The sequence below is a fragment of the Aestuariirhabdus litorea genome (assembly GCF_003864255.1).
In the GTDB taxonomy this organism is placed as follows: domain Bacteria; phylum Pseudomonadota; class Gammaproteobacteria; order Pseudomonadales; family Aestuariirhabdaceae; genus Aestuariirhabdus; species Aestuariirhabdus litorea.
Genome location: NZ_QWEZ01000002.1, coordinates 388042 through 412841 on the forward strand (window position 1 = coordinate 388042; position 24800 = coordinate 412841).

Annotated in this window: 27 protein-coding genes; 10 read left to right on the forward strand and 17 right to left on the reverse strand. The window is 59.0% G+C overall.

From position 1 onward, the window contains the following. The first annotated feature begins 80 nt into the window (after positions 1-80). A complete protein-coding gene (gene yihA / locus D0544_RS11820; protein ID WP_125016397.1) occupies positions 81-731 on the forward strand; it encodes a ribosome biogenesis GTP-binding protein YihA/YsxC in 651 nt (216 codons plus the stop codon). Positions 732-745: 14 nt separating this feature from the next. Here yihA and polA read toward each other — a convergent pair whose 3' ends face one another. Next, positions 746-3478: a DNA polymerase I gene (polA, locus tag D0544_RS11825; protein WP_125016399.1), complete on the reverse strand. Its 2733-nt coding sequence runs from the start codon at positions 3476-3478 to the stop codon at positions 746-748. A 96-nt stretch (positions 3479-3574) separates the two neighbouring features. Here polA and D0544_RS11830 point away from each other — a divergent pair, with 96 nt between their 5' ends. Next, a complete protein-coding gene (locus D0544_RS11830) occupies positions 3575-3886 on the forward strand; it encodes a DUF2782 domain-containing protein (RefSeq protein WP_125016401.1) in 312 nt (103 codons plus the stop codon). On the opposite strand, the gene D0544_RS11835 is transcribed toward D0544_RS11830, so the two are convergent. Next, positions 3873-4778, reverse strand: coding sequence for a zinc ABC transporter substrate-binding protein (locus D0544_RS11835; protein WP_164880916.1), 906 nt, complete (start codon positions 4776-4778; stop codon positions 3873-3875). The genes D0544_RS11830 and D0544_RS11835 overlap by 14 nt on opposite strands. Positions 4779-4866: 88 nt before the next feature. On the opposite strand from D0544_RS11835, the gene D0544_RS11840 reads away from it, so the two are divergent. Genes D0544_RS11840 through D0544_RS11860 form a run of 5 tightly spaced genes read left to right on the forward strand, consistent with a single transcriptional unit; the run spans position 4867 to position 9041 of the window. After that, the gene (locus tag D0544_RS11840) at positions 4867-5373 is read left to right on the forward strand and encodes a Fur family transcriptional regulator (RefSeq protein ID WP_125016405.1); all 507 of its coding nucleotides are present in this window, start codon (positions 4867-4869) and stop codon (positions 5371-5373) included. Next, complete coding sequence (znuC, locus tag D0544_RS11845; RefSeq protein ID WP_125016407.1) at positions 5370-6122, forward strand: zinc ABC transporter ATP-binding protein ZnuC; 753 nt, start codon at positions 5370-5372, stop codon at positions 6120-6122. Before D0544_RS11840 ends, znuC begins: the two co-directional genes overlap by 4 nt. Beyond that, a complete protein-coding gene (znuB, locus tag D0544_RS11850; protein ID WP_125016409.1) occupies positions 6115-6909 on the forward strand; it encodes a zinc ABC transporter permease subunit ZnuB in 795 nt (264 codons plus the stop codon). Before znuC ends, znuB begins: the two co-directional genes overlap by 8 nt. Positions 6910-6942: 33 nt before the next feature. Beyond that, the gene (locus D0544_RS11855) at positions 6943-7665 is read left to right on the forward strand and encodes a hypothetical protein (protein WP_125016411.1); all 723 of its coding nucleotides are present in this window, start codon (positions 6943-6945) and stop codon (positions 7663-7665) included. After that, positions 7662-9041 (forward strand): cbb3-type cytochrome c oxidase subunit I, encoded by a 1380-nt coding sequence (locus D0544_RS11860; protein ID WP_207905868.1) that lies wholly within the window; start codon positions 7662-7664, stop codon positions 9039-9041. The genes D0544_RS11855 and D0544_RS11860 overlap by 4 nt, the downstream gene beginning before the upstream one ends. On the opposite strand, the gene cyoE is transcribed toward D0544_RS11860, so the two are convergent. Genes cyoE through D0544_RS11880 form a run of 4 tightly spaced genes read right to left on the reverse strand, consistent with a single transcriptional unit; the run spans position 8971 to position 12321 of the window. Further along, positions 8971-9885: a heme o synthase gene (cyoE, locus tag D0544_RS11865; RefSeq protein WP_125016413.1), complete on the reverse strand. Its 915-nt coding sequence runs from the start codon at positions 9883-9885 to the stop codon at positions 8971-8973. The two genes, D0544_RS11860 and cyoE, sit on opposite strands and share 71 nt — an antisense overlap. 33 nt (positions 9886-9918) lie before the next feature. Then, positions 9919-10962, reverse strand: a complete 1044-nt coding sequence (locus tag D0544_RS11870; RefSeq protein WP_207905869.1) for a COX15/CtaA family protein — start codon at positions 10960-10962, stop codon at positions 9919-9921. Further along, the gene (locus D0544_RS11875; RefSeq protein ID WP_125016415.1) at positions 10955-11578 is read right to left on the reverse strand and encodes an SCO family protein; all 624 of its coding nucleotides are present in this window, start codon (positions 11576-11578) and stop codon (positions 10955-10957) included. Before D0544_RS11875 ends, D0544_RS11870 begins: the two co-directional genes overlap by 8 nt. Beyond that, positions 11578-12321, reverse strand: a complete 744-nt coding sequence (locus D0544_RS11880) for an SURF1 family protein (RefSeq protein WP_125016417.1) — start codon at positions 12319-12321, stop codon at positions 11578-11580. Before D0544_RS11880 ends, D0544_RS11875 begins: the two co-directional genes overlap by 1 nt. A 65-nt stretch (positions 12322-12386) precedes the next feature. Between D0544_RS11880 and D0544_RS11885 the strand changes: the two genes are divergently transcribed. Continuing rightward, positions 12387-12593: a twin transmembrane helix small protein gene (locus D0544_RS11885; protein ID WP_125016419.1), complete on the forward strand. Its 207-nt coding sequence runs from the start codon at positions 12387-12389 to the stop codon at positions 12591-12593. A gap of 14 nt (positions 12594-12607) precedes the next feature. Here the strand turns inward: D0544_RS11885 and D0544_RS11890 are convergent, their stop codons facing one another. From D0544_RS11890 to coxB, 4 genes are all read right to left on the reverse strand, one after another. Then, positions 12608-13480, reverse strand: coding sequence for a cytochrome c oxidase subunit 3 (locus D0544_RS11890; protein WP_125016421.1), 873 nt, complete (start codon positions 13478-13480; stop codon positions 12608-12610). Between the two features lie 16 nt (positions 13481-13496). After that, positions 13497-14087 carry a cytochrome c oxidase assembly protein gene (locus D0544_RS11895; protein WP_125016423.1) on the reverse strand — a complete coding sequence of 197 codons (591 nt, stop codon included), beginning with the start codon at positions 14085-14087 and terminating at the stop codon, positions 13497-13499. A gap of 139 nt (positions 14088-14226) precedes the next feature. After that, positions 14227-15831, reverse strand: a complete 1605-nt coding sequence (locus D0544_RS11900; protein WP_125016425.1) for a cytochrome c oxidase subunit I — start codon at positions 15829-15831, stop codon at positions 14227-14229. A gap of 11 nt (positions 15832-15842) precedes the next feature. Beyond that, positions 15843-16961 carry a cytochrome c oxidase subunit II gene (gene coxB, locus D0544_RS11905; protein ID WP_125016427.1) on the reverse strand — a complete coding sequence of 373 codons (1119 nt, stop codon included), beginning with the start codon at positions 16959-16961 and terminating at the stop codon, positions 15843-15845. A gap of 624 nt (positions 16962-17585) precedes the next feature. Here coxB and D0544_RS11910 point away from each other — a divergent pair. Next, on the forward strand, positions 17586-18245 hold the full coding sequence (locus D0544_RS11910) for a hypothetical protein (RefSeq protein ID WP_125016429.1): 660 nt from the start codon (positions 17586-17588) through the stop codon (positions 18243-18245). Here the strand turns inward: D0544_RS11910 and D0544_RS11915 are convergent. Continuing rightward, positions 18242-18493, reverse strand: coding sequence for a YheV family putative zinc ribbon protein (locus tag D0544_RS11915; protein ID WP_125016430.1), 252 nt, complete (start codon positions 18491-18493; stop codon positions 18242-18244). The two genes, D0544_RS11910 and D0544_RS11915, sit on opposite strands and share 4 nt — an antisense overlap. 3 nt (positions 18494-18496) lie before the next feature. Next, positions 18497-20530, reverse strand: coding sequence for an oligopeptidase A (gene prlC / locus D0544_RS11920; RefSeq protein WP_125016432.1), 2034 nt, complete (start codon positions 20528-20530; stop codon positions 18497-18499). Between the two features lie 95 nt (positions 20531-20625). Here prlC and D0544_RS11925 point away from each other — a divergent pair, with 95 nt between their 5' ends. Then, positions 20626-21171 carry a gamma carbonic anhydrase family protein gene (locus D0544_RS11925; protein ID WP_125016434.1) on the forward strand — a complete coding sequence of 182 codons (546 nt, stop codon included), beginning with the start codon at positions 20626-20628 and terminating at the stop codon, positions 21169-21171. A gap of 48 nt (positions 21172-21219) precedes the next feature. Here the strand turns inward: D0544_RS11925 and D0544_RS11930 are convergent, their stop codons facing one another. The 5 genes from D0544_RS11930 to purE all read right to left on the reverse strand — a co-directional run bounded on the left by D0544_RS11930 (position 21220) and on the right by purE (position 24758). Next, entirely contained in the window at positions 21220-21783 is a 564-nt protein-coding gene (locus D0544_RS11930) for a hypothetical protein (RefSeq protein WP_125016436.1), read from the reverse strand. 152 nt (positions 21784-21935) lie between these two features. Then, entirely contained in the window at positions 21936-22763 is an 828-nt protein-coding gene (gene aroE, locus D0544_RS11935) for a shikimate dehydrogenase (protein WP_125018260.1), read from the reverse strand. After that, a complete protein-coding gene (gene hemF, locus D0544_RS11940) occupies positions 22756-23637 on the reverse strand; it encodes an oxygen-dependent coproporphyrinogen oxidase (protein WP_125018263.1) in 882 nt (293 codons plus the stop codon). Before hemF ends, aroE begins: the two co-directional genes overlap by 8 nt. A 59-nt stretch (positions 23638-23696) precedes the next feature. Further along, entirely contained in the window at positions 23697-24254 is a 558-nt protein-coding gene (tsaC, locus tag D0544_RS11945; RefSeq protein WP_125016438.1) for an L-threonylcarbamoyladenylate synthase type 1 TsaC, read from the reverse strand. After that, positions 24255-24758, reverse strand: coding sequence for a 5-(carboxyamino)imidazole ribonucleotide mutase (gene purE, locus D0544_RS11950; protein WP_125016440.1), 504 nt, complete (start codon positions 24756-24758; stop codon positions 24255-24257). Between the last annotated feature and the right edge of the window lie 42 nt (positions 24759-24800).

The following is a 24800-nucleotide window of genomic DNA, read 5'->3' on the forward strand; positions in this document are numbered from 1 at the left end:
GGCTGTTTGCGGTTGCCTATGGTAAAAACCGCGCCATTATATACCAACAGTACAAAAAACGTTAATCAGAGGCAGCAACCATGGCTGAGAGTCCAGAGAACAGATTACCGGCACCCGACTATCGAGCCGCCAGCTACCTCAAAAGCTCGCCAACCCTTGCCCTGTGCCCGCCGGACCAGGGTTTGGAGGTCGCCTTTGCCGGTCGCTCCAATGCTGGCAAGAGCAGCGCGCTCAATGCGCTGACCGAATCCAGCAAGCTGGCCAGAACCAGCAAAACCCCAGGCCGCACGCAAATGATCAACTTCTTTGAGCTTGATCAATATAGACGGCTGGTTGACCTGCCGGGCTATGGCTACGCCAAGGTGCCCGAAGCGATGAAGATCGAGTGGCAAAAGCACCTCGACGAGTACCTTAGCGGCCGCCAGAGCCTGTGCGGTATCGTGCTGCTGATGGATATCCGCCACCCCCTCAAAGAGTTCGACCTCACGCTGCTGAACTGGGCCCATAGCTGCCAGTTACCGGCCCATATCCTGCTGACCAAGGCGGACAAGCTTAAGTACGGCGCGGCGCAAAAGGCATTGATGGAGGTGCGCAAACACTGCAAGGCAATGCCGGCAGTTTCGGTGCAGTGCTTTTCCGCCCCCAAGGGCACCGGGATTCCCGAGTTGACGCGCCAGCTGAACCAGTGGTTCAGCGCCGATTTCGGGCTCGAGGAGACGGAGGAGGGCTGAGACTTGTTCGCAGGCTAGTGCGCCTCCTCCCAGTTGGCACCTTCTCCCACCTCCACCAGCAGCTCCACATCCAGTTCGGCGGAAGCCCCCATGATTTGGGTCAGCTGCTCCCGCACGCCCTCTACCTCCGCTTCCGCCACCTCCAGCACCAGTTCATCGTGGACCTGCATGATGATCGCGGCATCCAGCCCACTCTCCTGCAGCCAGCGGTCCACATCGATCATCGCCTTCTTGATGATATCTGCGGCCGTACCCTGCATGGGAGCATTGATGGCGGTGCGCTCCGCCGCCTGGCGGCGCATGCCGTTGCGTGAGTTGATCTCCGGCAGGTAGAGCCGGCGACCCATCAGGGTCTCGACATAGCCCTGCTCACGGGCCTGTTCACGGGTGCGCTCCATATAGGCCAGCACCCCCGGATAGCGCTCGAAGTAGAGGTCGATATACTCCTGGGCCGACTTGCGTGAAACCCCCAGCTGCTTGGCCAGGCCAAAGGCCGACATCCCGTAGATCAGGCCGAAGTTGATCGCCTTGGCGCTGCGGCGCTGCTCGTTGGTCACCGCTTCAAGGGGAATACCAAACACTTCGGCCGCGGTCGCCCGGTGCACATCGCGCCCCTCGCTGAAGGCGGTGATCAACCCCTTGTCCCCCGACAGGTGTGCCATGATGCGCAGCTCGATCTGCGAATAGTCCGCCGCCAGCAAACGGTAGCCCTTGGCCGCCACAAAGGCCTGGCGGATACGCCGGCCCTCCTCGCTGCGTACCGGGATATTTTGCAGGTTGGGGTCCGAGGAGGAGAGGCGCCCGGTGGCGGTCACCGCCTGGTGGTAGGAGGTGTGGACCCGGCCGGTGGTCGGGTCCACCTGCTGGGGCAGCTTGTCGGTGTAGGTCGATTTCAGCTTGGAGAGCCCGCGGTGCTCCATAATCACCTTCGGCAGGGGATAGTCCAGTGCCAGCTCCTGCAGGATGGGCTCGGCGGTAGAGGGCTGCCCCTTGGGTGTCTTTTTAATCACCGGCAGGCCCAGCTTTTCGAAGAAGATCTGCTGCAGCTGCTTGGGGGAGCCCAGGTTGAACTTCTCCCCGGCAAGCTCCCAGGCCTCGGTCTCCAGCTCATCCAGCCGCCGTCCGATCTCCTCGCTTTGCTGCTGCAGCAACCAGGGGTCGATCAGCGCACCGCGCCGCTCGGTGCGCGACAGCGCCGACAGCAGCGGCAGCTCGATATCCTGGTAGAGCGTCGCCAGCCTGGTCTCCGCCTCCAGTCGGGGCCAGAGCGTGCGATGGAGGCGCAGGGTGATATCGGCGTCTTCGGCCGCATAGGGTCCCGCCACATCCAGCTCAACCTCATCAAACCCCTTCTGTTTGGCCCCCTTGCCCGCCACCTCCTCATAGGTGATGGTGGTAATGCCCAGGTGGGTACTGGCGAGGGTATCCATGTCGTGGCGGTTGGCCACCGAGTCCAGCACATAGGATTGCAGCATGGTGTCGTGGGCGATGCCCCTAAGCTCGATACCCGCTCGGGCCAGCACGCTCATGTCGTACTTCAGGTTCTGTCCCACCTTGGGCCGGTCCGGATCCTCCAGCAGCGGCTTGAGCTGCGCCAGCACCCAGTCCCGATCCAGCTGCTCCGGGCACCCCAGGTAGCGGTGGGCAAGGGGGACGTAGGCCGCCTCACCGGGCTCAATGGCGAAGGAGACGCCGACAATGTCGGCCTGCATATAGTCGAGGCTGGTAGTTTCGGTATCGAACGCAAAGAGCGACGCCTGCTGGAGCCTTTTGAGCCAGGCCAGAAAGGGCTCCCGCTCGGTGACCAGCTGGTAATCCACTTCAAGCTGGGGCGCGGCGGGGGCGGGTTCGCCGCCGGCACCGCTGTTTTCCAGCTCCTCAACCCAGCCGCGGAACTCAAGCTCCCGGTAGAGCGCCAGCAACTGCTCATTATCGGGGTCGGCAACCACCAGGGCGTCGATACCCAGATCCAGATCCACATCGCACTTGATGGTCGCCAGCTGGTAGGAGAGGCGGGCCAGCTCTTCGTTCTCCGCCATTTTGGCGGGCAGGCTCTTGGCGCCCCTGAAACCCAGCTCGGGAATGCGCTCAAGATTGGCGTAGATCTGTTCCAGGCTACCCAGCCCCTGGAGCAGCGCAAGGGCGGTCTTCTGGCCCACCCCGGGTACCCCGGGAATGTTGTCGACACTGTCCCCCATCAGGGCCAGGTAGTCGATGATTAGCTCCGGCCCTATACCAAACTTCTCCCTCACCCCCTCGACGTCCATACGGGTATCGGTCATGGTATTGACCAGGCTGATGTGTTGGTTGACCAACTGCGCCATATCCTTATCGCCGGTGGAGATCACCGTATCGACGCCAGCCTCAGTGGCCTGCGCCGCGAGGGTGCCGATCACATCGTCGGCTTCAACCCCCTCGACCGCAAGCAGCGGAAGACCCAGTGCGCGGATGATCTGGTGAATCGGCTCGATCTGGACCCTCAAGTCGTCCGGCATCGGTGGGCGGTGCGCCTTATACTCGGCATAGAGTTCACTGCGAAAAGTTGGCCCCTTGGCATCAAACACCACCGCCAGGTGGCTGCCGGGGTAATCGGCCCGCAACCTCCGCAGCATACTGATGACCCCCTTGATTGCTCCCGTGGGCAACCCCTTCGAGTTATGGAGGGGGGGCAGGGCATGGAACGCCCTGAACAGGTAGGAGGAGCCATCGACCAGCACCAGGGGTGCGGGGGTAGTTTCTTTCGTCATGGGGCAACACTTTTTGTCAGGGTGGCGTTACAATGAACTCAGGGCAACCGAGTCATCGGGCTGTCTATTCTAACTGATCGTTTTCCGAGGATACTAATGAGACCTTTGTTGCTGGCATCACTGTTAACGGTTTCCACCCTGTTCACGGGTGCCCAGGCGCTTGCCGAAGAGCGCGGTGAAATCCGCCCTGATACCGAGGTGGTGATCCACGAGCAGAAGGACAAAACCATTTATGAGTACAGTAACAACGGTTTTGTCTACGCCTACAAAGTGGTCCCCAAAGGGGGTGGCACGCCCTACTACCTGATCGCGGCCGACAACGAAGGCAACTTCTTCCGCTCCGATGACGTCGGCGCGCTGACTCCCAACCGGATGGCGATCCCCTCCTGGAAAATTATTGAGTGGTAGGGCGGGTACAGTCCGCAATCCGCTCGACCAGCTGCAACTGGTGCTGAAGGTACCCTTCGGGCCCCGCAGGGACATTTCCTGCCAGCGGATCGATCTCACCCAGCCGAATATCCAGCCCCTCTGTCAGGCGCTTCACCATGGCTGACGGGAACTGCGGCTCCGTCAGCAGGCAGCTGGGGCCGGCCTGCTGCAGGCGCTGACGCAGCTGCAGCAGATGGCGGGTACCAGGCTGCATCTCAGGGCTCAGGGTAACCGCCCCCTCGATCTTCACTCCGTAAAAGGATTCCAGCCCCTGGTAGGCATCGTGAAATACAAACAAGTGGCGCTCAGCAGGCAGCGACAGTCGCAGGCGGTTGCGTTCGATCACCGCATCTAGTCGGGCTTCAAAACGCTCCAGGTTGCGCTGGTAACGTTCGGCATTGGCAGAATCCCGGGTAGCCAGTACCGCGGCCATGGTACGCGCGATCCGCCTTCCCTGATCCGGATCCAGCCACAGATGCAGGTCCGCTTCCCCGTGGTGGTGGGCCTCATCGTGGCCATGGCCATGAGCCGACGCTTCTCCCTCCCCAGCCTCGAGGAAGTGCTGCTCGATGGCACCCGCCGGCAGCTGGGAAGCCAGCTTTTGCAGATAGGGCTCCAGTGCCGGCCCAACCCAAAACAGCACTCCGGCTGTTTTCACTCGCTTGAGGTCAGAAGGGCGCAGGCTGTAGTCGTGGGGAGAGGCCCCCACCGGCACCAACAGGCCTGGCTCGTCGCCCCCCTCCATGATCGCTGCCGCCAACAACTGTAAGGGTTTGATCGAAGCCAGCACGACCGGCTCCTGCGCCGCCCGTGCGGAGCTTCCAAAGCCGATGGCCAGGGTGCAGAACACTACAGGGAGATATCGCCACATAGAGAAGCCTGTTAAGAAAATGGGGAGAGGGGTGTTTAAAAAAGAGATGTTATATAATAACAAAACCCATTTTCGTGGAACAGTACCCATGGCCATACCCGCCTCCGATGCCCCCCTGGGGTGTGCCCCCCACAACCACCAGCTCTGTATCGACGATGCCCTGCAGACCGCCCGGGAACGCTGCGCCCAGCGCGGTGCCCGCCTGACCCCTTTGCGGGAGCGGGTACTGGAGCTGGTCTGGCAAAGCCACACGCCACTCGGGGCCTACCAGATTCTCGAGAGCCTGACCCGCGAGGATGGCCGCCGCTCGGCGCCCCCCACGGTATATCGCGCCCTCGAATTCCTGCTGGAGCAAGGGCTGGTGCACCGTATTGCCTCCCTCAATGCGTTTATTGGTTGCCCTTTTCCCCATAAATCCCATCAGGGGTACTTCATGATCTGCTCCCGCTGTTCGGTTGCTATCGAGCTGGATACCAAGGCGCTGGAGCAGCAGTTGGCCTCTCTCGCCGCCAGTAACGGCTTCAGCGTCGAACAGGCGGTGGTCGAGGTCTCCGGCCTCTGCCCCCGCTGTCGCGAGAAGGAGGCAACGCCATGAGCCAGCCTCTGCTCAGGGTGCAGGAGATCAGCTTCAGCCGCCAACAAAGACGCCTGCTTGACCGCATCAGTTTTGAGATCCACCCGGGTGAGATTGTTACCCTGATCGGCCCCAACGGTGCCGGCAAAACCACCTTGGTGCGCATCGTGCTGGGTTTGATCAAAGCCGATAGCGGTCACTGCGAGCGTCAGCCCGGCCTGCGCATCGGCTATATGCCCCAGAAGCTGCATATCGAGCCCACCTTTCCCCTCACGGTGCGTGGCTTCCTGCGACTTAACGGCAAGCCCCAGCCAGCCGTGATTGATGCGGTGCTGCAGCGCGTCGGGATAGATCATTTGGCTGAACGCCGCTTGCAAAAGCTTTCGGGGGGTGAGATGCAGCGTGCCCTGCTGGCCCGCGCACTGCTGCAAAAGCCCCAGCTGCTGGTTCTGGATGAACCCGTTCAGGGGGTGGATATCAATGGCCAGCGCGAACTTTACAACCTGATCCGCTCCCTGCGCGACGAAACCCGCTGCGCCGTGCTGATGATCTCCCACGACCTGCACCTGGTAATGGCCGCCACCGATAACGTGATCTGCCTCAACCAGCACATCTGCTGCTCGGGACACCCCGACCACGTCAGCAACCATCCCGCTTACCTGGAGCTGTTTGGCGATAACCAGCAGGAGTTTGCGCTCTATACCCACCACCACGACCATGATCACAGCATCAGTGGCAAGGTGGTCCCCTGTGGAGAGGATCATGTTTGAGTTTTTGATCTACGCGCTGCTGGCCGGGTTGGGAGTGGCTATCGTTGCCGGCCCCCTGGGCTCCTTTATCGTGTGGCGGCGGATGGCCTACTTTGGCGATACCCTGGCCCACTCCGCCCTGCTGGGCGTCAGCCTGGGCTTTCTCTTCGACCTTCCGTTGAACCTCGCGGTGGTGGTCTGCTGCCTGCTGCTCGCGCTTCTATTGGTCAGCCTGCAACGGCGGCAACTGATCGCTACCGACACCCTGCTGGGGATTCTCGCCCACAGCACCCTGTCCCTGGGACTGGTGGCGGTCAGCTTTATGGACAACATCCGCATTGACCTGATGGGCTACCTGTTTGGAGACCTGCTGGCTGTCGGCCCCCAGGACCTTGTATGGATCTACCTGGGAGGTGCCGGTGTCCTGCTCACCCTATACCTGCTGTGGCGCCCCCTGCTGGCAATCACGGTGCATGAGGAACTGGCCCAGGTGGAGGGTTTACCAGTGGACTGGATCCGGCTGGCCCTGATGCTATTGATCGCCCTGGTGATCGCGGTGGCGATGAAGATCGTCGGCGTGTTGCTGATTACCTCGCTGATGATTATTCCGGCGGCGGCGGCCCAGCGCCTTTCCTCCTCACCGGAGCAGATGGCGGTGCGGGCCAGCCTGATCGGTATGGTGGCGGTCAGCCTTGGGCTTGGGTTTTCCTATCTGGCCGATACCCCCACGGGCCCTTCTGTTGTGGTTTGTGCGGCAGCTCTGTTTCTCGCTACCCTGTTGTTGCCTTGGGCCAGATCGGTGGAGTAAGTTAATCCCCTGACTTTCTTGCGATGCCTGTTCATGCCCGTTCGCCTTACCCTACTGGCCCTGATCACGCTGGGCGCTCTTATTGGCTGCGCCGGGCCCTCTACCAGGGCCCCGGACAACACGGCCGCTCCCCGGCCGCCCTCCCTAACCGAGCTGATTGAACAGGATATTTCCGCCAACCGGTTAACTACCCCCAGTGACAACAACGCCCTCGACAAGGTTGAGCGCCTGCCCAACCCCGACCAGAAGAAGCACTACCGGCAATTGATCGCCGATCGCTACGTGCAACTGGCGGAACGGGCCCTGCAGCGCAACCGCTACATCAGGGCCAGCGGTTACGCCGTCAAGGCGGGGGAGATCAGTGATAACCCCCGGGGCCTGGCCGAGGTGCGGCGACGGATCCAGCGCTACCATGAAACCACCACGGCAGAACCCATACCCGCCCAGGTGGCCCCTCCCAAACCGTCCGCTTCGCTGGCCAAAGCGCGCCTGCTCGATACCATCAGCCTGCCCCAAGCCGCTGTCAGGGAACGCCAATTCGAGCTTCGCTACCGCATCGACCTGGTGATTGAGAAGGCGGTCAAGCGTAACGCGTTGATCGAGCTGATCAGCCAAACACAGAGCGATGCCCGCTGGCTCAGCGCCCTGGTGCGCTCGCGCATTCGCCTCAGCCACCCGCAGTACGACCTGGTGCTTTTCTCCACCATCGACGACAGCCACCCCCCCCTTTTCCACCTGTTTGAGCGTACCCCTTGAGCGCCGCCGCACCATCAGCCACCAAGGGCGAAGCCGACGCTGAAAGCATCCACAACGCAGCACGTCCCTGGCTTATCCTGGGGGTAAGTGCCCTGGCCGGTGCCGGGCTCTTCTCCCTGTTGCTGGTGCTGTCGCGCACGCCGGTGATCGGTGACTGGTTCCCCTGGGCTAACTTCTTTCGCACCGCCCTGGTGGTCCACGTCAACCTCTCGGTACTGATCTGGTTCCTCGGCTTTTCCGCGCTGCTGTGGAGCCTTGATGCCCCTTCCGGCAGCCGGCTGGTGCGTGCCAGCCAGGGGCTTGCCTTCGCCGGCACCCTGACCATCGTCATTGCCCCTTTCCTGGGCGCGGGTGAACCGCTGCTCAACAACTATGTTCCTATGCTTCAACACCCGCTGTTTTACGCGGGTCTGTTGCTGTTTGGGGCGGGCATTGCCCTGCAGGCGCTGCAGCGCCTGCTGCAGCCCGCCCGCGGGGTGTTCCGTGCACTGGCCCCTTCCCTGAAACTGTCCGCCCTGGTGGTGCTCGGCTCACTGCTGGTGCTGGCCTTGAACGGCTACCAACTCAATAGCGGTAGCAGCCAGGCCTATTTTGAACTTCTGTTCTGGGCACCCGGACACCTGCTCCAGTTCAGCCATACCCTGCTGATGCTGCTGGCCTGGCTCCTGTTGGTGGCCGGCCTGCAGCCTGGCGCGCTGAAACACCCGCGCTGGCTCACACCGCTGGCCGCCCTGACCCTGGCACCGGTGTTGTTCGCCATCCCCTTGCTGCTGCTGTATACCGTCGACTCGATGGAGTCCCGCCAGGGCTTTACGGACCTGATGCGTTTTGGTGGTCTCGCCTCGCTCCCACTGGCGCTGTATATACTGTTTCAACTGCGCCGGGATACCCACCCCCTGGCTTCGCTGCGTTACACCGCCCTGGCCTGCTCCCTGACCCTGTTCGCTGCGGGCGGGGTGCTCGGTTTTCTGATCGATGGCGTCAATGTGGTGATTCCGGCCCACTACCACGGCTCCATTGTCGGGGTGACCCTCGCCTTTATGGGGCTGAGCTACGCATTGCTGCCGCTATTGGGCTTTCTGGTACCTAGCCCGGTCTGGGCACGGCGTCAGCTGCTGATCTACGCCAGCGGACAGCTGATGCACATCACCGGGCTGGCCTGGTCGGGGGGCTATGGGGTGCAACGAAAGACCGCCGGCGCTGCCCAGGGGCTGGACCAGCTGCCGGAGATTGCGGGGATGGCGTTGATGGGGACCGGGGGCCTGATCTCCATCATCGGGGGAGTGCTCTATCTGCTGTTGATGATCAGGTCGATGGGACGCTCAGCAGCACCTGAAGGTAATGGTCCAGCAGCAAGGCCGCAAAGAGCGCGCTGAGGTAGAAGATCGAGTAGCCAAAGGTTTTCATGGCCAGCTCGTCACCCGGGCTCCGGTAGAGACTCCAGGCCTGGACAATAAAGCCGCCCCCGAGGACCAGCGCCGCCGCTAAATAGAGCAGGCCACTCATCTTGATGGCAAAGGGGAGCAGGGTAACCGCCAACAGCATCAGGGTGTAGATCAGGATATTGAGCTTGGTGAAGGCCACCCCGTGGGTAACCGGCAGCATTGGCAGCCCGGCGCGGGCGTACTCGGCTCGCCGCCGAATCGCCAACGCCCAGAAGTGGGGCGGCGTCCAGGTGAAAATGATCAGGAACAGCAGGAAGGCCTCCGTGCTCACCTCGCCGGTAATGGCGACCCATCCCAGCACCGGCGGGGCTGCACCGGCAATGCCCCCGAGCACAATGTTATGGGGGGTACGACGCTTGAGGTAGACCGTGTAGATGACGGCATAGCCAATGATCGAGAGTAGGCTCAGTACCGCGGTAAGGGTGTTCACCCACAGCGTCAGCAGCAGCATTGAGGCCAGGCCCAGGCCGATAGCAAAGGTCAGGGCCTGCCAGGGAGCGATCTCTCCCTGGGGAAGGGGTCGCCCCTGGGTACGCTCCATCACGGCATCGATTCGCTGATCAAACCAGTGATTAATGGCTGCCCCGCTTGCGGCCGCCAGGGCAATGCCCAAAGACCCCATAATAAAACGATCAACAGGGATCATACCCGGCGTCGAGAGCAGCATTCCCACGACGGCGGTGAACAGGATCAGGGACACTACCTTGGGTTTGCACAACACCAGATAACGGCGCCATAGACTGGGTACCTGCCTGAGCAAAAGCGTTTCGGACATGACCACCTCTCTTCTTATAGTCGACGCTCACCGCTAGCGGCGAGTCGTCAGTTGGTAGTTCAGTTTCACCACTATCAACAATAGTAGTGCAGCGCAGCCATTGTGTGCCACCGCCAGCACTGTAGGCAGGTGCAGCAGGACGTTACTGATTCCAAGCGCCACCTGAGTCACCAGCAGCAACAACAGCCAGGCGCCACTGGTGCGCAGCTCACCGTCCACTGAGCGGCGCAGTAGCCACAGTGACAGCAAGCCCAACACCATCAAGGTAACCAGGGCTCCCAGGCGATGGGTCATATGCACCGTGACGGCCGCCTGATTCGACAGTGCCCCCCCCTCATAGTTGAGCGCAGGAGGCTCCAGAAGTGCATCCTCACGCCACAACCTGAACGCCGCCTCATAATCCGTGGGCGGCCACCAGGAGCCCTGGCACAGCGGCAGGTCCGGACAGTGCAGCGCTGCATAATTGGTACTGGTCCAGCCCCCGAGGGCGATCTGCACCGCCAGCACCAACAGCCCCAACAGTGCCCATGGGCGCAGGCGCTCACGTCTCCAGCCGCTGCTGCGGCTGAACAGCTGCTGCGTATCCCGCTGTCGCAGGTAGGCCAACCACACCAAAGCCAGGGTCGCCATGCCCATCAGCAGGTGCAGGGTGACCACCGTCGGTTTGAGTAACAGGGTAACTGTCCACATGCCCAGCAATCCCTGCAGTATTACCATCGCAACCAGGCTAAGCGGTAGAAACAGCTGCTGGCGCCCCTGGCCCCGACAACGCCAGGACTGCAAGGCGATCCACAGAATGACCAGGCCCAGGCTCGCGGCCAGGTAGCGGTGGGCCATCTCCTTCCAGGCCTTGCTGCTTTCGAGTGGGCGTTCAGGGTAGACCGCTTTGGCCTTTGCGATATCGGCCGGCGACTGGGGTACGATCACCTGCCCATAACATCCGGGCCAGTCAGGACACCCCAGCCCCGCATCCGACAGCCGCACATAGGCCCCCAATGTGATCACTGCAAACGCCAATATAACGGCAAACAGCATGAGACCTGCCGACGCCCCCCGACGCCCCTGAATACTATCCAATCGACGATACCTTCAGCAGTTTTATCAGATCCTCAACAATATCCTTGGGAGGAGTACTGGCCTTGTAGCCGAGAATGACGTCCCCCCGGGGATCGACAATAAAGAGGCTATTTTCAAGATTGGGTAAACGCTGGCGAAGTGCCGAACGCAATGGTTCCAGCTGGCCACTGGCATCCTCTGTAATCAATGCACCTCGTGTGATTTCAGGGTCGATCGCCAGGGGACGCGGTTCAGTGGCATCGTTTGCAAGAACTACCACCAGTCGCTCTATCCGCTCTCTCTCTACCCCTGTGGCCCTTCGTATCTGGCGCAACTCAAACAGCGAGTTTGCGCAGCTGTCATCACAGGAGGAGGGCACAAATGTGAGCAAAACCCACTTCCCTTGTAGCTGCTCCATTGCAATGGAGCGACCATCAGCTCCTTCGACCACCACAGGAGAGATGTGTGGCGCAGGTTCCAGCAGCACACCATGGTGTGTGGTACCGAAATCAGGTACCTCGCCAATATAAAACCACCAGTAGCTGACCAGGTAAGGAAGCCCGAAGAGAAAAAACATGGCGGGTATTACCCAGAAACGGCCGCGGCGGACTTCCTCCGTTTTCACCTCTGCATTCATCAATCCATGGGTCTCTTTTTTATTGTTAGTGACAAGTATGCTGCAACAGAAAACAGGGCAAATACAAGCCAATGCAAAAAGTATCCGTAGTGCATTCCCACCTTGGCATCAAACTGCGGCTTCTGTCGCTTAAAGCCACTCACCGCATCCGGGTCGAGCTGTAAAACCCAGGGAAACAGGGGGCGCCCCACCTGTGCCTGGAGGTAGTCCAGATCCAGATACTGCCATAGCCCATCCCTATAGATATCTGGCCGCTCAAGGTCGGCCCCCAACAAGGGTTTGGAACGGGGAGCCATCAGCGTTCCGCTCAGGAGTATGCGACCTTCCGGGGTTTCAATCCCTGGCAGGGTATCGCGTTGCATCATCGCCGGTATCCATCCCCGGTTGACCAGAATAACAGGGCCTTGCTGGTTTAGCTCAAAAGAGGTCATCACTGCGAAGCCGGTTTTGCCCTGGCTGACAATATTGTCGAGCAAAAAACTCGACGCTTTGAGATAACGCCCCTCGACCTGTATGCGCTGGTAGGCTTCTGTCTTGACCTCAAGGCTGGTGAGCTGCCGGTCAGGTGCTCCCTGCAGCTGCTCCATGCGCTGCTGAAGCTGCAGTTTTTGTTGCGCACGATCCCACTGCCAAACCGCGAGCCCCACAAAAAGACTAAACAGTAAAAGAAAGCCCACGCTTAACCACCAGGAAAATCGATAATAGTAGCGCTCAAACACCAGGCTCAATACTCCAATGGGCACAAGGCACCGGTTTCGGGTAAGCTAGCCCAACGGCGACAACAACCATTTCATAAGAGGCTGTCACCATGCTGTTCAAGAGTCTTATTGCGATCAATATCCTGCTCATTATGGTGAGTCTCGCCAGTGGCCTTTTCTTCCTCTCCCGGGATAGTAGCGAAAAAACCCGCGTTGTCCGTTCATTGACGGTGCGGGTTGTGCTCTCAATCTCATTGATTCTGTTGTTGGTCATCGGCTACTACACTGGAGCTATCACCCCAAACGCCGTCATGTAGTCTTTTTACGCCGCCTACAGCCAATAGACAAAGACGTACAGTCCAAGCCATACAAAGTCCACAAAGTGCCAATACCAGGCGACCCCCTCAAAGCCAAAGTGGTCTTTAGGGGTAAAGTGCCCCTTCATACTGCGTAGCAGAATCACTATCAGCATAATGGTCCCCATGGTTACATGGAGCCCGTGGAAACCGGTCAGCATATAGAAAGTGGACCCGTACACTCCCGCCTTGAGGGTGAGACCCAGCTCTTCATAGGCGTGAACATACTCATAGGCCTGGAACCCCAGGAACACCACCCCCAGCAAAACCGTCAGCGCAAGGCCGACCACCAGGTGCCCGCGTCGGTTCGCTTTCAGGCCCCAATGCGCCCAGGTGATGGTTGCACCGCTGGTCAGCAGGATGACGGTGTTTAGCAAGGGGATCCCCAACGGGCCCATCGCTTCCCTGGCGGGGACATAGGATTCATTGTCGGGCAGGTTTAATAGTGGCCAGGCATCCTTGAACCCTTCCCACAACAGGTGTGAAGATGCCAGGTGTCCTTCACCCGCCAACGACGGTATAGCTATGGTGCGTATATAAAATAGCGAGCCGAAAAAGGCGGCAAAGAAGAAAACCTCCGAGGCGATAAACCAGGCCATCGCCTGCCGAAACGATACGCTGACCTGGTCGTTATAACTCCCCGAGCGACCCTCACGAATAACATCACCAAACCAACCCGTAAACAAATAGACCAGTACCGCCAGACCCAACAGGGAGAGTATGGGGCCTGATGACACATCGTTAACGGTTAACACCACTCCAAACAGGGTGACAAAAATCCCAACCACCGCGATGATGGGCCAACGGCTCGGCTCGGGTACAAAGTAATGTTGGTCGCCTGTTGTCATACCGATCTCCTCCCGATTAGCTGCCTTCCGCTCTGGGCTCCAGCGCCGAAGCCTGCTTCAGTTGTGTGCGATCCGTATCCATCAAGGTATAGGATAGGGTAATCACCTTGTACTCTTGGGGTATGTTACGGTCGATGCTGAACCTTAGCCGCATGCGTTTGCTCTCACCGGCATCCAGGGGCTGTTGAGCAAAACAAAAACACTCCACTTTTTTCAGGTACTCACCGGCCTGCCAGGGTGTGACACTGGGGACCGACTGGGTAATCGCATGCTGGTCGCTTAGGTTCGTCACCAGATACTCCATCTCCATCACCTGCCCCGGAAACAGTTGAAGTTTACGGGTCAGTGGCCTGAGCTCGAAGGGGGCTCCGGCATTAACGGTGGCATCAAACTCCATGGTGACCCGGTGCGAGCTATCTACGCCCCCTCTCGTAATCGTCTCTTCGGATACCTGGTTGCTGGCGTTACCCAGGCTATTGATCCCCAGGGCACCGCAAATCAACTGGTACAGGGGAGCCAGGGCAAACCCGAAACCAAACATCCCCACTACTAGCGCTGACAGAAGGGACGCCATCCGAATACGAGGATTGCTTATTAATGAGCGCATAGCCCGTCCACTAGGGTGCCGCTTGACGCAACATAAGCATCAAGGTTGCCAGAGAGATGGAGAGCGCCAGCCCACCCAGCAGTAATGCCAGATGGCGGTTACTTCTCTGCTTGCTTGCGCTCACTTTCCTTGGCTCCATCTACTTGACCTCCGGCGGTGTTTCGAAACTGTGGAAGGGAGGAGGGGAGCTCAGTGTCCACTCTAGGCCTGCCGTGCCAACCCGGGCTCCATCCCAGGGCATGTCACCCGCTGGCTCTCCACCCCGGATAGTCTTGATGATGATATAGAGAAACAACAGGTGCGAGAGGCCAAAGACAAAGGCGCCAATACTGGAGATCATATTAAAGTCAGTAAACTGGATACTGTAGTCGATGATCCGCCTCGGCATCCCCGCCAGACCAGAGAAATGCTGTGGGAAGAAGGTCAGGTTAAAGCCTATGGTGGTCCACCAGAAAAATATCTTGCCCAGCCGTTCGTCATACCGGTGACCCGTCCACTTGGGAAGCCAGTAAAACACACCGGCATAGAGCCCAAACAGTGCTCCCGGTATGAGTGCATAGTGGAAGTGTGCCACCACGAAGTAGGTATCGTGGTACTGCATATCCGCTGGTACCACCGCCAGCATGACGCCAGTTACCCCCGCAAACGAGAACATCACGATAATCGCGATAGCAAACAGCATGGGAGTCTCAAAGGTAAGAGACCCTCGCCACATGGTAAAAATAAAGTTAAACAGCATCAGTCCCACCGGTATGGAGATCAAAATGGTGCCGATCATAAAGTAGGTGGTGACCGCCAACGACATGCCGATGGTGTACTGGTGGTGAGCCCAGACTACCAATCCCAACAGGGTAAGGATGATCATAAAGATCACCAGGGGCTTGTAACCAAACAGCGGTTTGCGGGAGAAGGTAGGGACTATCATCCCCAGCACCCCGATGGAGGGCAGCAGCAGAACATAAACCTCAGGGTGCCCGAAAAACCAGAACAGGTGCTGGAACAGAACCGGGTCCCCCCCCCCTGCGGCATCGAAAAAGCTGGTACCAAAATGGCGATCAAACAGCAGCATGGTGACACCACCGGCCAGTACCGGCATCACCAACACCAGCAGAAAGGCGGTGAGCAGCCAGGCCCAGACAAAGATGGGCATTTTCATCAGGGTCATGCCCGGCGCACGCATATTGAGGATGGTGGTGATGATATTGATCGAGGCCAGGATCGACGAAATCCCGAGAATGTGCAGGGTAAAGATGGCGAGATCCATCGACATACCCGCCTGAATCGACAGGGGAGGGTAGAGCGTCCAGCCGGTATTCACAGGTCCCCCGGTACCGAAGTAAGGCGCCAGCATCGACATGATCAACATCAAGGCCCCGGCCGGAAGCAACCAAAAACTGAGGTTGTTCAACCGGGGCAATGCCATATCAGGTGCACCTATCTGCAAGGGTATCATCCAGTTTGCCATGCCCGCCGCGGCGGGCATCACCAGACCAAATACCATGATCAGGGCGTGGTTGGTCACCAGGTTATTGTAGAGATCAGGATTGAGAATCTGCAGCCCGGGCATAAACAGTTCGGCGCGGATCATCATCGCCATGCCCCCACCGAGAAACAGCATCACCAGCGAAAATATAAGGTACATGGTACCTATATCCTTGTGGTTGGTGCTGAACAACCAGCGCTGAATGCCCGTGGGGACATGGTGGTCCTTGTGGCCTTCCTGCTCCAGTGCAACAGTGCTCATGCTCTTCTCCTCTAACGTGCGGCCTTGACATCGGCCGGCTGTACCAGGTCGCCGCTGTCATTACCCCAGGAGTTACGTTCGTAAGTGATTACCGCGGCGATCTCCAGGTCATTGAGCTGGCTGCCCCAGGCAGACATCGCTGTGCCGGGTTTACCGTTGATAACAATGTCCAGGTGAGGGGCCGGATCACCGGTCGCGATGGGGCTTCCCTGCAGTGCCGGGAAAACACCGGGGATACCGGTACCCGTAGGCTGATGACAAGCGGCACAGGCGCGGTTGTAAATACTCTCGCCACGCGCCATCAGCTCAGCCTTGCTCCACTCTTTTTCTGCGCTGGCTTCGGCCAGCTGCTGAGCCTTTTGCTGCTTTTGCTTGTCTACCCACTGGGTAAACTCCTGCTCACTCACCGCCTTTACCACTATCGGCATGTAGGCGTGACGGGTCCCGCACAGCTCAGCACACTGCCCATAATAGGTTCCCTCCTTCTCTATGATCGCCCAGGTCTCATTGATATAACCGGGTATCGCGTCCTTTTTGGGGGCAACAGAGGGAACCCACCAGTTATGCAGTACATCACTGGAAGTGTGCAAAAAACGTATCCGCTTGTGTGTTGGCAGTACGACCGGGTTATCCACCTCCCGAAGATAACCAGGACTTGATAGATCTTCATTATTGAGGTTGCTGACAAAGCTGATCTCCTGATCCAGGTAGTCGTAAGTCCATTTCCACTGTGACCCGATAATCTTGAGGGTAAGGTCGGCCTCTTCAAAGGTTTCGACATTTTTCAGGGTTTTCGCCCCAGGCCCGGCAATACTCAGATCGATTGCCAGCACCACGATCGGTACCAGCATCCATCCCCAGGTGCCGAAACGGCTGTCATTAAAGGACTGATCCGCAACCGCCCCTTTTGAGCGCCTGAATCGAAAGATGATGATCGCTACCAAGGCTATAACCACCACCATAATGATGGTCGCCACGGTAGTGGTCAGCATGTGAAGATCGAAAATTTCGGCGGTTAAGGGAGAGACCGGCTCAGGAAGATTCATCTTCAGCTCGGCTGATGCATTAAGTGCAACCCCCCCGATGCCTGCCGTCGACAGACGCCAGCGCCAAAGTGCCAGGTTGGGCATATTACCTCGCCTCTTGTTGTCTCCTGCACAATGCGGTCTGCTCTTCCCTGGACGGTGCAGGTGGTTGAGTCCTTGTCGTTATTTTTGTTGTCCACGCCCCCGTGGCAGGTGCCAGATTCCATTGGCACGCCAACTAAGTGAGAACCATTACGCTCGATCCAGTATAGGTACAGGATTTCTGGCAATGCAAAGAATTGGCTAAATTTTACCCCCTTACCCCTATTCTCCCTGTTTCATCTCATTTACAGCACGCTGCACTTCTGTACAGGCGTCGTCTTTTTCGATCCTTTTTTTAATAGTGCGCCGCCTTTTTTGACCCTCGGGTTCAACCTTTTGCCCTTCGTCAATTAAATAGCGGAATCGTCTAAACAGCTCCTTTTCCGCCCCCCCCATTCAGCTACACTCAGGGCTATAACGGCTGGCAACCATGAATTGCCAGCCACCTTGGTGGGTACTGTTGACCGGTAGTAAGACATGGGTGCACTGCGCGCAACGTGCGTACACCGGACAGCAACAGGATCCCGAACATTATTCGCACCGCGACAGCGTCGCCCGAGGGCGATTTAGCTGCCGCCTGTTAAACGGTGAACCTAACCTGGCATCCGTTCACCCTGGGGTATCTGTATGAGTGTTAATGCAATACGAGATCTCATTGCCAACGCATCAAAGCAGGAGGAAGCGAACCACTACCTACAATCCCACCTGGCTTCGCTCAAGAACGGCCTGCACCCGCTATTGGGGCTGGACCATAAAACCGCCAATGAGCACCTACTCGAGTTTTGCACCCGCTACATCAACTATGTTCCTAATTTTATTGAGGTCATGGAACAGGGTGCAAAACGATCCAGGATTGAGTCGGTTATCCTCCCCTTTGTTGATATCGCCAAGGAGTATTTCCTTAACCCATCGCCCGCCATTGCCGGTCATCAGGGGCTGATTGGCCTGATGGATGAAGCCTACCTATGCCACCGCCTGTTTGAAGAAGTTAACGATATGGTATGGAACCGGGGCGGATACCCCATGCTCCCCCTCGACACCAGTCAAGCCAATGTTATCGCGCATGCGATCGTGGGTGAGCCCTTTGCCAATGAGCTTGACGCCCTGGTGATGCAAGCGGTGTCCGGGTTGGCCAGCCGTTTTGAGACGCTGGAACAGGAGCCTCTGGCTGCCTTTTTTGAGGAGAACGCTCGCCAGTGGGAGACCGGGGGGCAGGAGTGGCCCTGCCTTGCCAGTGAGATGGGGCTGGACTTCAAATTGCGCCAGCGCTATTTGAAAGCGATCTAGCCTTTATCCTCGTCGGGTTTGGTACTGGGCACAAAGCGAAGCGGTTGCAGCTCTGCATCCGCTTCCTGTTTGGGGATAACCCGAGTGGGTATTTCGCTGGGCGTCAGGGTCTCCTGTGTGTCGCTGAATCCGCACGCGACACACTCCCTGCGCTCGGGCCGTCCCTCCTCCATAATAACCACCAGGCGATCGACCGCATTACAGGCAGGGCAGGTGGCGCCGGCAATAAAACGCTTTTTAATGGCCATCCTTTACCCCACGATTCCGCTGTGACGCAGCAGTGCATCCACGCTGGGCTCCCGACCTCGAAAGCGCTTGAACAGCTCCATCGGTTCCGCTGAGCCCCCTTGCTGCAGTATTTCCCTCAGGAACGAGCGCCCGGTTTCCGGGTTAAAAATTCCCTCCTCCTCAAAGCGGGAAAAGGCATCCGCCGACAACACTTCCGCCCACTTGTAGCTGTAGTACCCCGCCGCGTAGCCGCCGGCAAAGATATGGCTAAAGCTGTGCTGAAAGCGGTTAAAGGCCGGTGGTACGATCACTGCCACTTCGGCCCGTACCTGGTCAATCACCTGTTGCACATCCAGCCCCGGCTGGTACTGGTGGTGTATCAGGAAGTCGAACAGGGAGAACTCCAACTGGCGCACCATCATCAGCCCCTGCTGGAAGTTACGAGCTGCCAACAGCTTCTCCAGCATTTCGGCTGGCAGCGGCTGACCGGTTTCATAGTGCCCCGAGATCAGCGCCAGTCCCTCTGTTTCCCAGCACCAGTTTTCCATAAACTGACTCGGCAGCTCCACAGCATCCCAGGGTACGCCATTGATGCCCGCCACTGGGGCATAATCTATCCGGGTAAGCAGGTGGTGCAAGCCGTGGCCGAACTCATGGAACAGGGTCGTTACCTCATCATGGGTCAGTAACGCCGGCTTATCGCCAACCGGTCCGTTGAAGTTGCAAACCAAGTAGGCAACCGGGCGCTGCAACTCCCCACTTTCGAGGCGACGTCGCACGCGACACTCATCCATCCAGGCCCCGCCACGTTTATTCTCGCGGGCATAAGGATCGAGATAAAAGTGGCCCACGACTCCGCTCTCATCACTGACCTCATAGAAGCGAACATCCCCATGCCAGGTAGCCACTCCTTGCTGTTGCCTGATCTCTATCCCATAGAGGCGCTTGACCACCTCGAACATCCCCGCAATCACTTGCTCGGCGGGAAAGTAGGGTCTCAGCTCCTCCTGCGAGATCGAATAGGTATGCTGCTTCAGCTTTTCGCTGTAGTAGCTAATATCCCAGGCTTCGAGCTCCGACTGGCCGTGGTGCTCCCTGGCAAACGCCCTTAGTGCCTCCAGCTCCTGCTGCGCTACCGGCCTGGTGCGCCCCGCAAGATCCCTTAGGAAGTCGATCACCTGTTGGGGATGCTGGGCCATTTTGGTGGCCAATGAGAGCTCCGCGTAGTCCTTAAACTCAAGCAACTCTGCCAGTTCATGACGTAATGCCAAAATCTCGTTGATCAGCTCGCTATTATCCCACTGCCCGGCATGGGGGCCCTGCTCCGAGGCACGGGTCGCATAGGCGGTGTACACCTCTTTGCGCAGTTCGCGGTTATCACAATAGGTCATCACCGGCAGGTAAGAGGGGAACTCCAGGTTTAGCAGGTAACCGTCAAACCCCTTAGCCTTGGCTGCCTGGGCTGCGGCCTGCAGTGCAGATTCAGGCATGCCCGCCAGCGCCTCAGCGGAGTCAACCTGCTTGCTCCAGGCCTGGGTCGCATCCAGAACGTTCTCGGAAAACTTACTGGTCAACTCCGAGAGCCGCTTTTTCAACTCTCCGTACCGCTTCTGCTTGGCCGGTTCCAGGGCGATTCCCGACAGGCGAAAATCACGCAAGGCATTGTTGATCACCTTTTGCTGTGCGCCGTCCAATGCTCCAAAGTCCGCCCGCTGGGACAGGTTGTAGTAGGCCTCATAGAGCGCTCTGTTTTGTCCCATCTCCGTAGAGTATTCCGACAGGAGGGGTAAGCAGGCGTTATAAGCCTCCCGCAACTCAGGGGAGTTGACGACCGAGTTCATGTGGCTCACCGGAGACCAGGCCTGGCCCAGCCGATCGTCGATCGACTCCAGGGGAGCCACCAGATTGGTCCAATCGGGCTCAGGGTTGTTCTGCAGCAGGGCGTTTATCGCGCTGCGGCTCTCCTCCAGCAATTGGCGAATCGCTGGCTCAGCATGATGCGCTTCAATACGGTCAAATGGGGGCAGGGTATGCGACTGCAGCAGAGGATTGCTCATCAAAGGTTCCTGATCAGGTGAGAGGGTGCTGCCCCTGAAGGCGGCTCACTATACAATGGGTTTCCCAACCTCTCTTTTCAATGGGTACTAGCGACATGAGTTCATCCATCCGCTCCTTCCAGCAATCGACTCCACAACTCGGGGAAGCGGTCTATGTTGACCCCACCGCCGTGGTACTGGGAGATGTCACCCTGGGCGACGACTGTTCGGTATGGCCCATGGTGGTTATCCGCGGTGACATGCACCGTATCCGGGTCGGCCAACGCTGCAGCATCCAGGATGGTTCGGTACTTCACATTACCCATGCCGGCCCCTTCGATCCGGAAGGCTTCCCCCTGACTCTGGGCAATGACGTTACCGTGGGCCATCAAGCTACCCTGCACGGCTGCACCATCGGCGACGAGGTGCTGATCGGCATGGGGGCGATGGTGATGGATGGCGCCGTGGTCGAGTCCCGGGTGGTGGTCGGCGCCGGCAGCCTGGTGCCGCCGGGAAAACGACTGCAAAGCGGCTACCTCTATGTGGGCCGTCCTGCCAAAGCGGTACGGCCTCTCAGTGAGAAGGAGCTGGCCTACTTTTGTTACACCGCGGCTAACTACGTCAAGCTCAAGAATAGCTATCTGGAAGAGCTGGCACCCTAGCCAAGAGGGGACTGGCCGATGCCCTTAGGCGACCGGCCAGATGCGGCATCAGGGCATCAACACCAGGCGAGTGTCGGTGCGGGATAGCGCTTTTACTGACTTACCTTCATTACCGATACCGCGCAGGATGCGTACGCCATCGTCGACCACCGCCATCAGGCGCTGCAGGCTGTCTGCTTCCACGTAGAAGATGGTGTCCTGTGCGCCCAGCACCGTATGGGCGCAGATAATCTCAGGGTTCTTGGACAGCAGCCGCTCGCTGATATCCAGTGCGCTGGCAATATTGATATCAGCAAAGATCCAGGCGGCAGTCTTGGTCGGGTGACCGTGCTTCTCGGCCGTCAGCTGCTGCCCGTGGCACTGCAGGGAGAGGCAGGTTTGGGTGTGAGAGATGGGGTTGAACTTCGCTTCGATCAGCTCCGATGCCTTTTGGGTAATCACCTCCCGCATCGCATCAATATTGTCCGCTTCGCCGTAACAGATCAGGTCGGTGGGGCCAATCAGGCAGTGAACCAACTTGATCTCATCGATCTTCAGCAACTCTTCACGAATCTTATGGACGTCGTTGTCACCGGCATCTACCAGAATGAAAAAACCCAGTTTGGAATCCACAACCATGCTCCTGTTGTCTATGGAGAGTAAAATGGAGGGGCTTAGAGACCCCACCTGAGGAGCACCTGCCCTGTGGCCCATAATAGCAGGATGCCCCTCGAATTTATTGTCTTTTATCATGTCCTGCGCCCATCTACAGGGCACAAAACTGCCTAGGTTTGACCCATCTCTGCCCGTAGGGCGGCCAGCACCGGTTGGGTATCTGGGCGGACACCGCGCCACAGGTAGAAGGCCTCGGCCGCCTGCTCCACCAGCATACCCAGCCCATCGATGCAGTCTTTGGCCCCCTTCGATTTAGCCCACCGGTTAAAGGCGGTGGGCTCGGCACCGTACATCATGTCGTAACAGTGGGTATGGCCTGCGACGACCCCAGGCGGCAGCGGAGGCACCTCGCCCTCCAGGCTTGCGGACGTCGCATTAATAATCAGGTCAAAGGCTCCCCTGAGCGCCTCGAAGGAGGAGGCCTCCACCACACCAAAAGGGGAAAAGAGCTCCACCAGCTCCTGTGCCCTGGCCAGTGTTCGATTGGCAACCACCAATTTCGCCGGCCCCTCGGCGAGCAGGGGTTGAAGCACCCCCCGTGCCGCGCCACCGGCCCCCAGCAACAGCACCCGCTTGGCGTTGATAAGGAGCCGCTGGTTCTGCACCAGGTCGGTCACCAGGCCGCAACCATCGGTGTTATCCCCCACCAGTACGCCGCCTTCCATCCACAGCGTATTCACCGCGCCCGCCAACTGGGCACGCTCGCTTAAGCGACCGGACAGCTGCCAGGCGCGCTGTTTAAAGGGAACCGTAATATTGAGCCCCTTACCCTGCTTGAAAAAGTGCTCCAGGGCCTGCTCGAAATCCCCCTCATCCACTCGCAGGGCACGGTATTCGATCTGCTGCCCGGTCTGCTCGGCAAACTGGCGATGAATCCTGGGGGATTTGCTATGGGCAATGGGGTTGCCCATGACCGCGTACTGGTCCGGACTATCCATCATTGACCCCCAGCCAATCCCTGGGCTGGATGAAATCGGCGATCTCTGATTCCCGGCTACCGGGCTCGGGGGCCCAGTTATAGTCCCATCGTACCTGTGGCGGCATCGACATCAGTATCGATTCGGTGCGCCCGCCCGACTGCAGTCCAAACAGGGTGCCTCGATCAAATACCAGGTTGAACTCAACGTAGCGGCCCCGCCGATAACACTGGAACGCCTTTTGTTGATCGTCGAAGGCTAGCCCGCGTCGCCGTTCGACGATCGGCAGGTAAGCCGGCAAATAAGCATCTCCAACCGCTTGCATCAGGGCAAAGCTGTGGTCAAATCCCCGCTCGTTGTAGTCATCGAAGAACAGGCCTCCCACCCCGCGGTGCTCATCACGATGCCGCAGGTAGAAGTAGTCATCGCACTGCTGTTTGAAACGCGGGTAGATCTCCGAGCCAAAGGGTTCACAGGCTGCGCGCGCGGTTCGATGCCAATGCACACAGTCCTCTTCGAAAGGGTAGTAGGGGGTCAAGTCAAACCCGCCACCGAACCACCAGAGCGGCTCCATACCCGGTTTCTCGGCGATGAAAAACCGAACATTCGCATGGGAGGTGGGCACAAAAGGGTTATCAGGGTGCATCACCAGCGAGACCCCCATCGCCTGAAAGCCGGAGCCTGCCAGATCGGGGCGCAGCGCGGTTGCTGAGGGGGGAAGGCGATCGCCAAACACGTGGGAAAAATTGACCCCGCCTTTTTCAAACAGCGAGCCACCGGCAATGACCCGGGTTCGGCCTCCGCCCCCGGCTTCACGCTGCCAGCTCTCCTCAACAAAAGTGGCATCGGGTTCCAGGGCCTGCAACTGGTTGCAGATACGGTCCTGTAGCCCCATCAGGTACTGCTTTACCTGCTGAGTGTGGTCGGCTTGGCTCACCCTAATCTCCTTAGTCGTCAGGCGGGCCGCAACTCTCGCCCGCTGATTAGCTCGCGGATCCGCGAGGGTCCTCGCTGACCTCCCAGCGGCCCAGGCACCACCGCACCCAACTGATCCGCAAACTGGTAGCGCACTTGCCAGTCGTAACGCATGGGGGGGCAGCCTGCCCGATTGGCTGATGTCGACACCAGAGGCCCACCAAAGGCTTCGCAGAGCGCCGCCACTACCGGATGGGCACTGACCCGAACAGCAACACTGCTGTGCTCCCCCCGGACCCAGGCGGGCACCCACTGCTCGGGGTCTTCGATGACCCAGGTATTTGGGCCCGGCCAGCTGCTCTCGAGCTGTGCCCGTTGCTCTCGGGTCAGCGATCGCAACAGGGGTTCTATCTGCTCACAGCTGCAAGCCACCAGAATCAGCCCCTTTTGCCAGGGCCGCTGTTTCAGGCGCAGCACCCGCCCCACAGCCTGGGGGTTCCAGGGGTCACATCCGAACCCCCATACCCCTTCGGTGGGGTAGGCAATGACCTCCCCTGCCTGCAGCGCTGCCACGGCAGGCGCCCAGCGCCACCTCATTTAGGCGAGCGTTTCCTGCAGGGCCTCATTCTTTGCAAGCACCTCGTCGGCGTTGGCTTTGCGATCCCCTCGAAGGCGCTCCGCCAGATCGGGGTCCTGCAGGGCGATGATCTGCGCGGCCAGGTAACCGGCGTTCTTGGCACCCGCTTTACCAATGGCAACGGTCGCTACCGGAATTCCGCCAGGCATCTGCGCGGTCGACAGCAGCGCATCCATGCCGTTGAGGGGGCCAGCATCGATGGGAACACCAATCACCGGCTTGATGGTCAAAGAGGCAACAACCCCCGCCAGGTGAGCCGCCATGCCTGCGCACGCAATAAAGGCGGCACAACCACGCTGGTCGGCACCCTTAACGTACTCGTGGGTGGCATCGGGGGTACGGTGGGCCGAGTGCACACGCACCTCAACACCAACGTTAAGTTTTTTCAGTACATCGATTGCGGCCTGTACCTTGGGCAGATCCGAGTCGGATCCCATCAAAATAGCGACAAAGGGCTTGCTCATAGGAGGGTCTCAGTCAGGTGGAGGAAAGTGGGCGAAAATTAA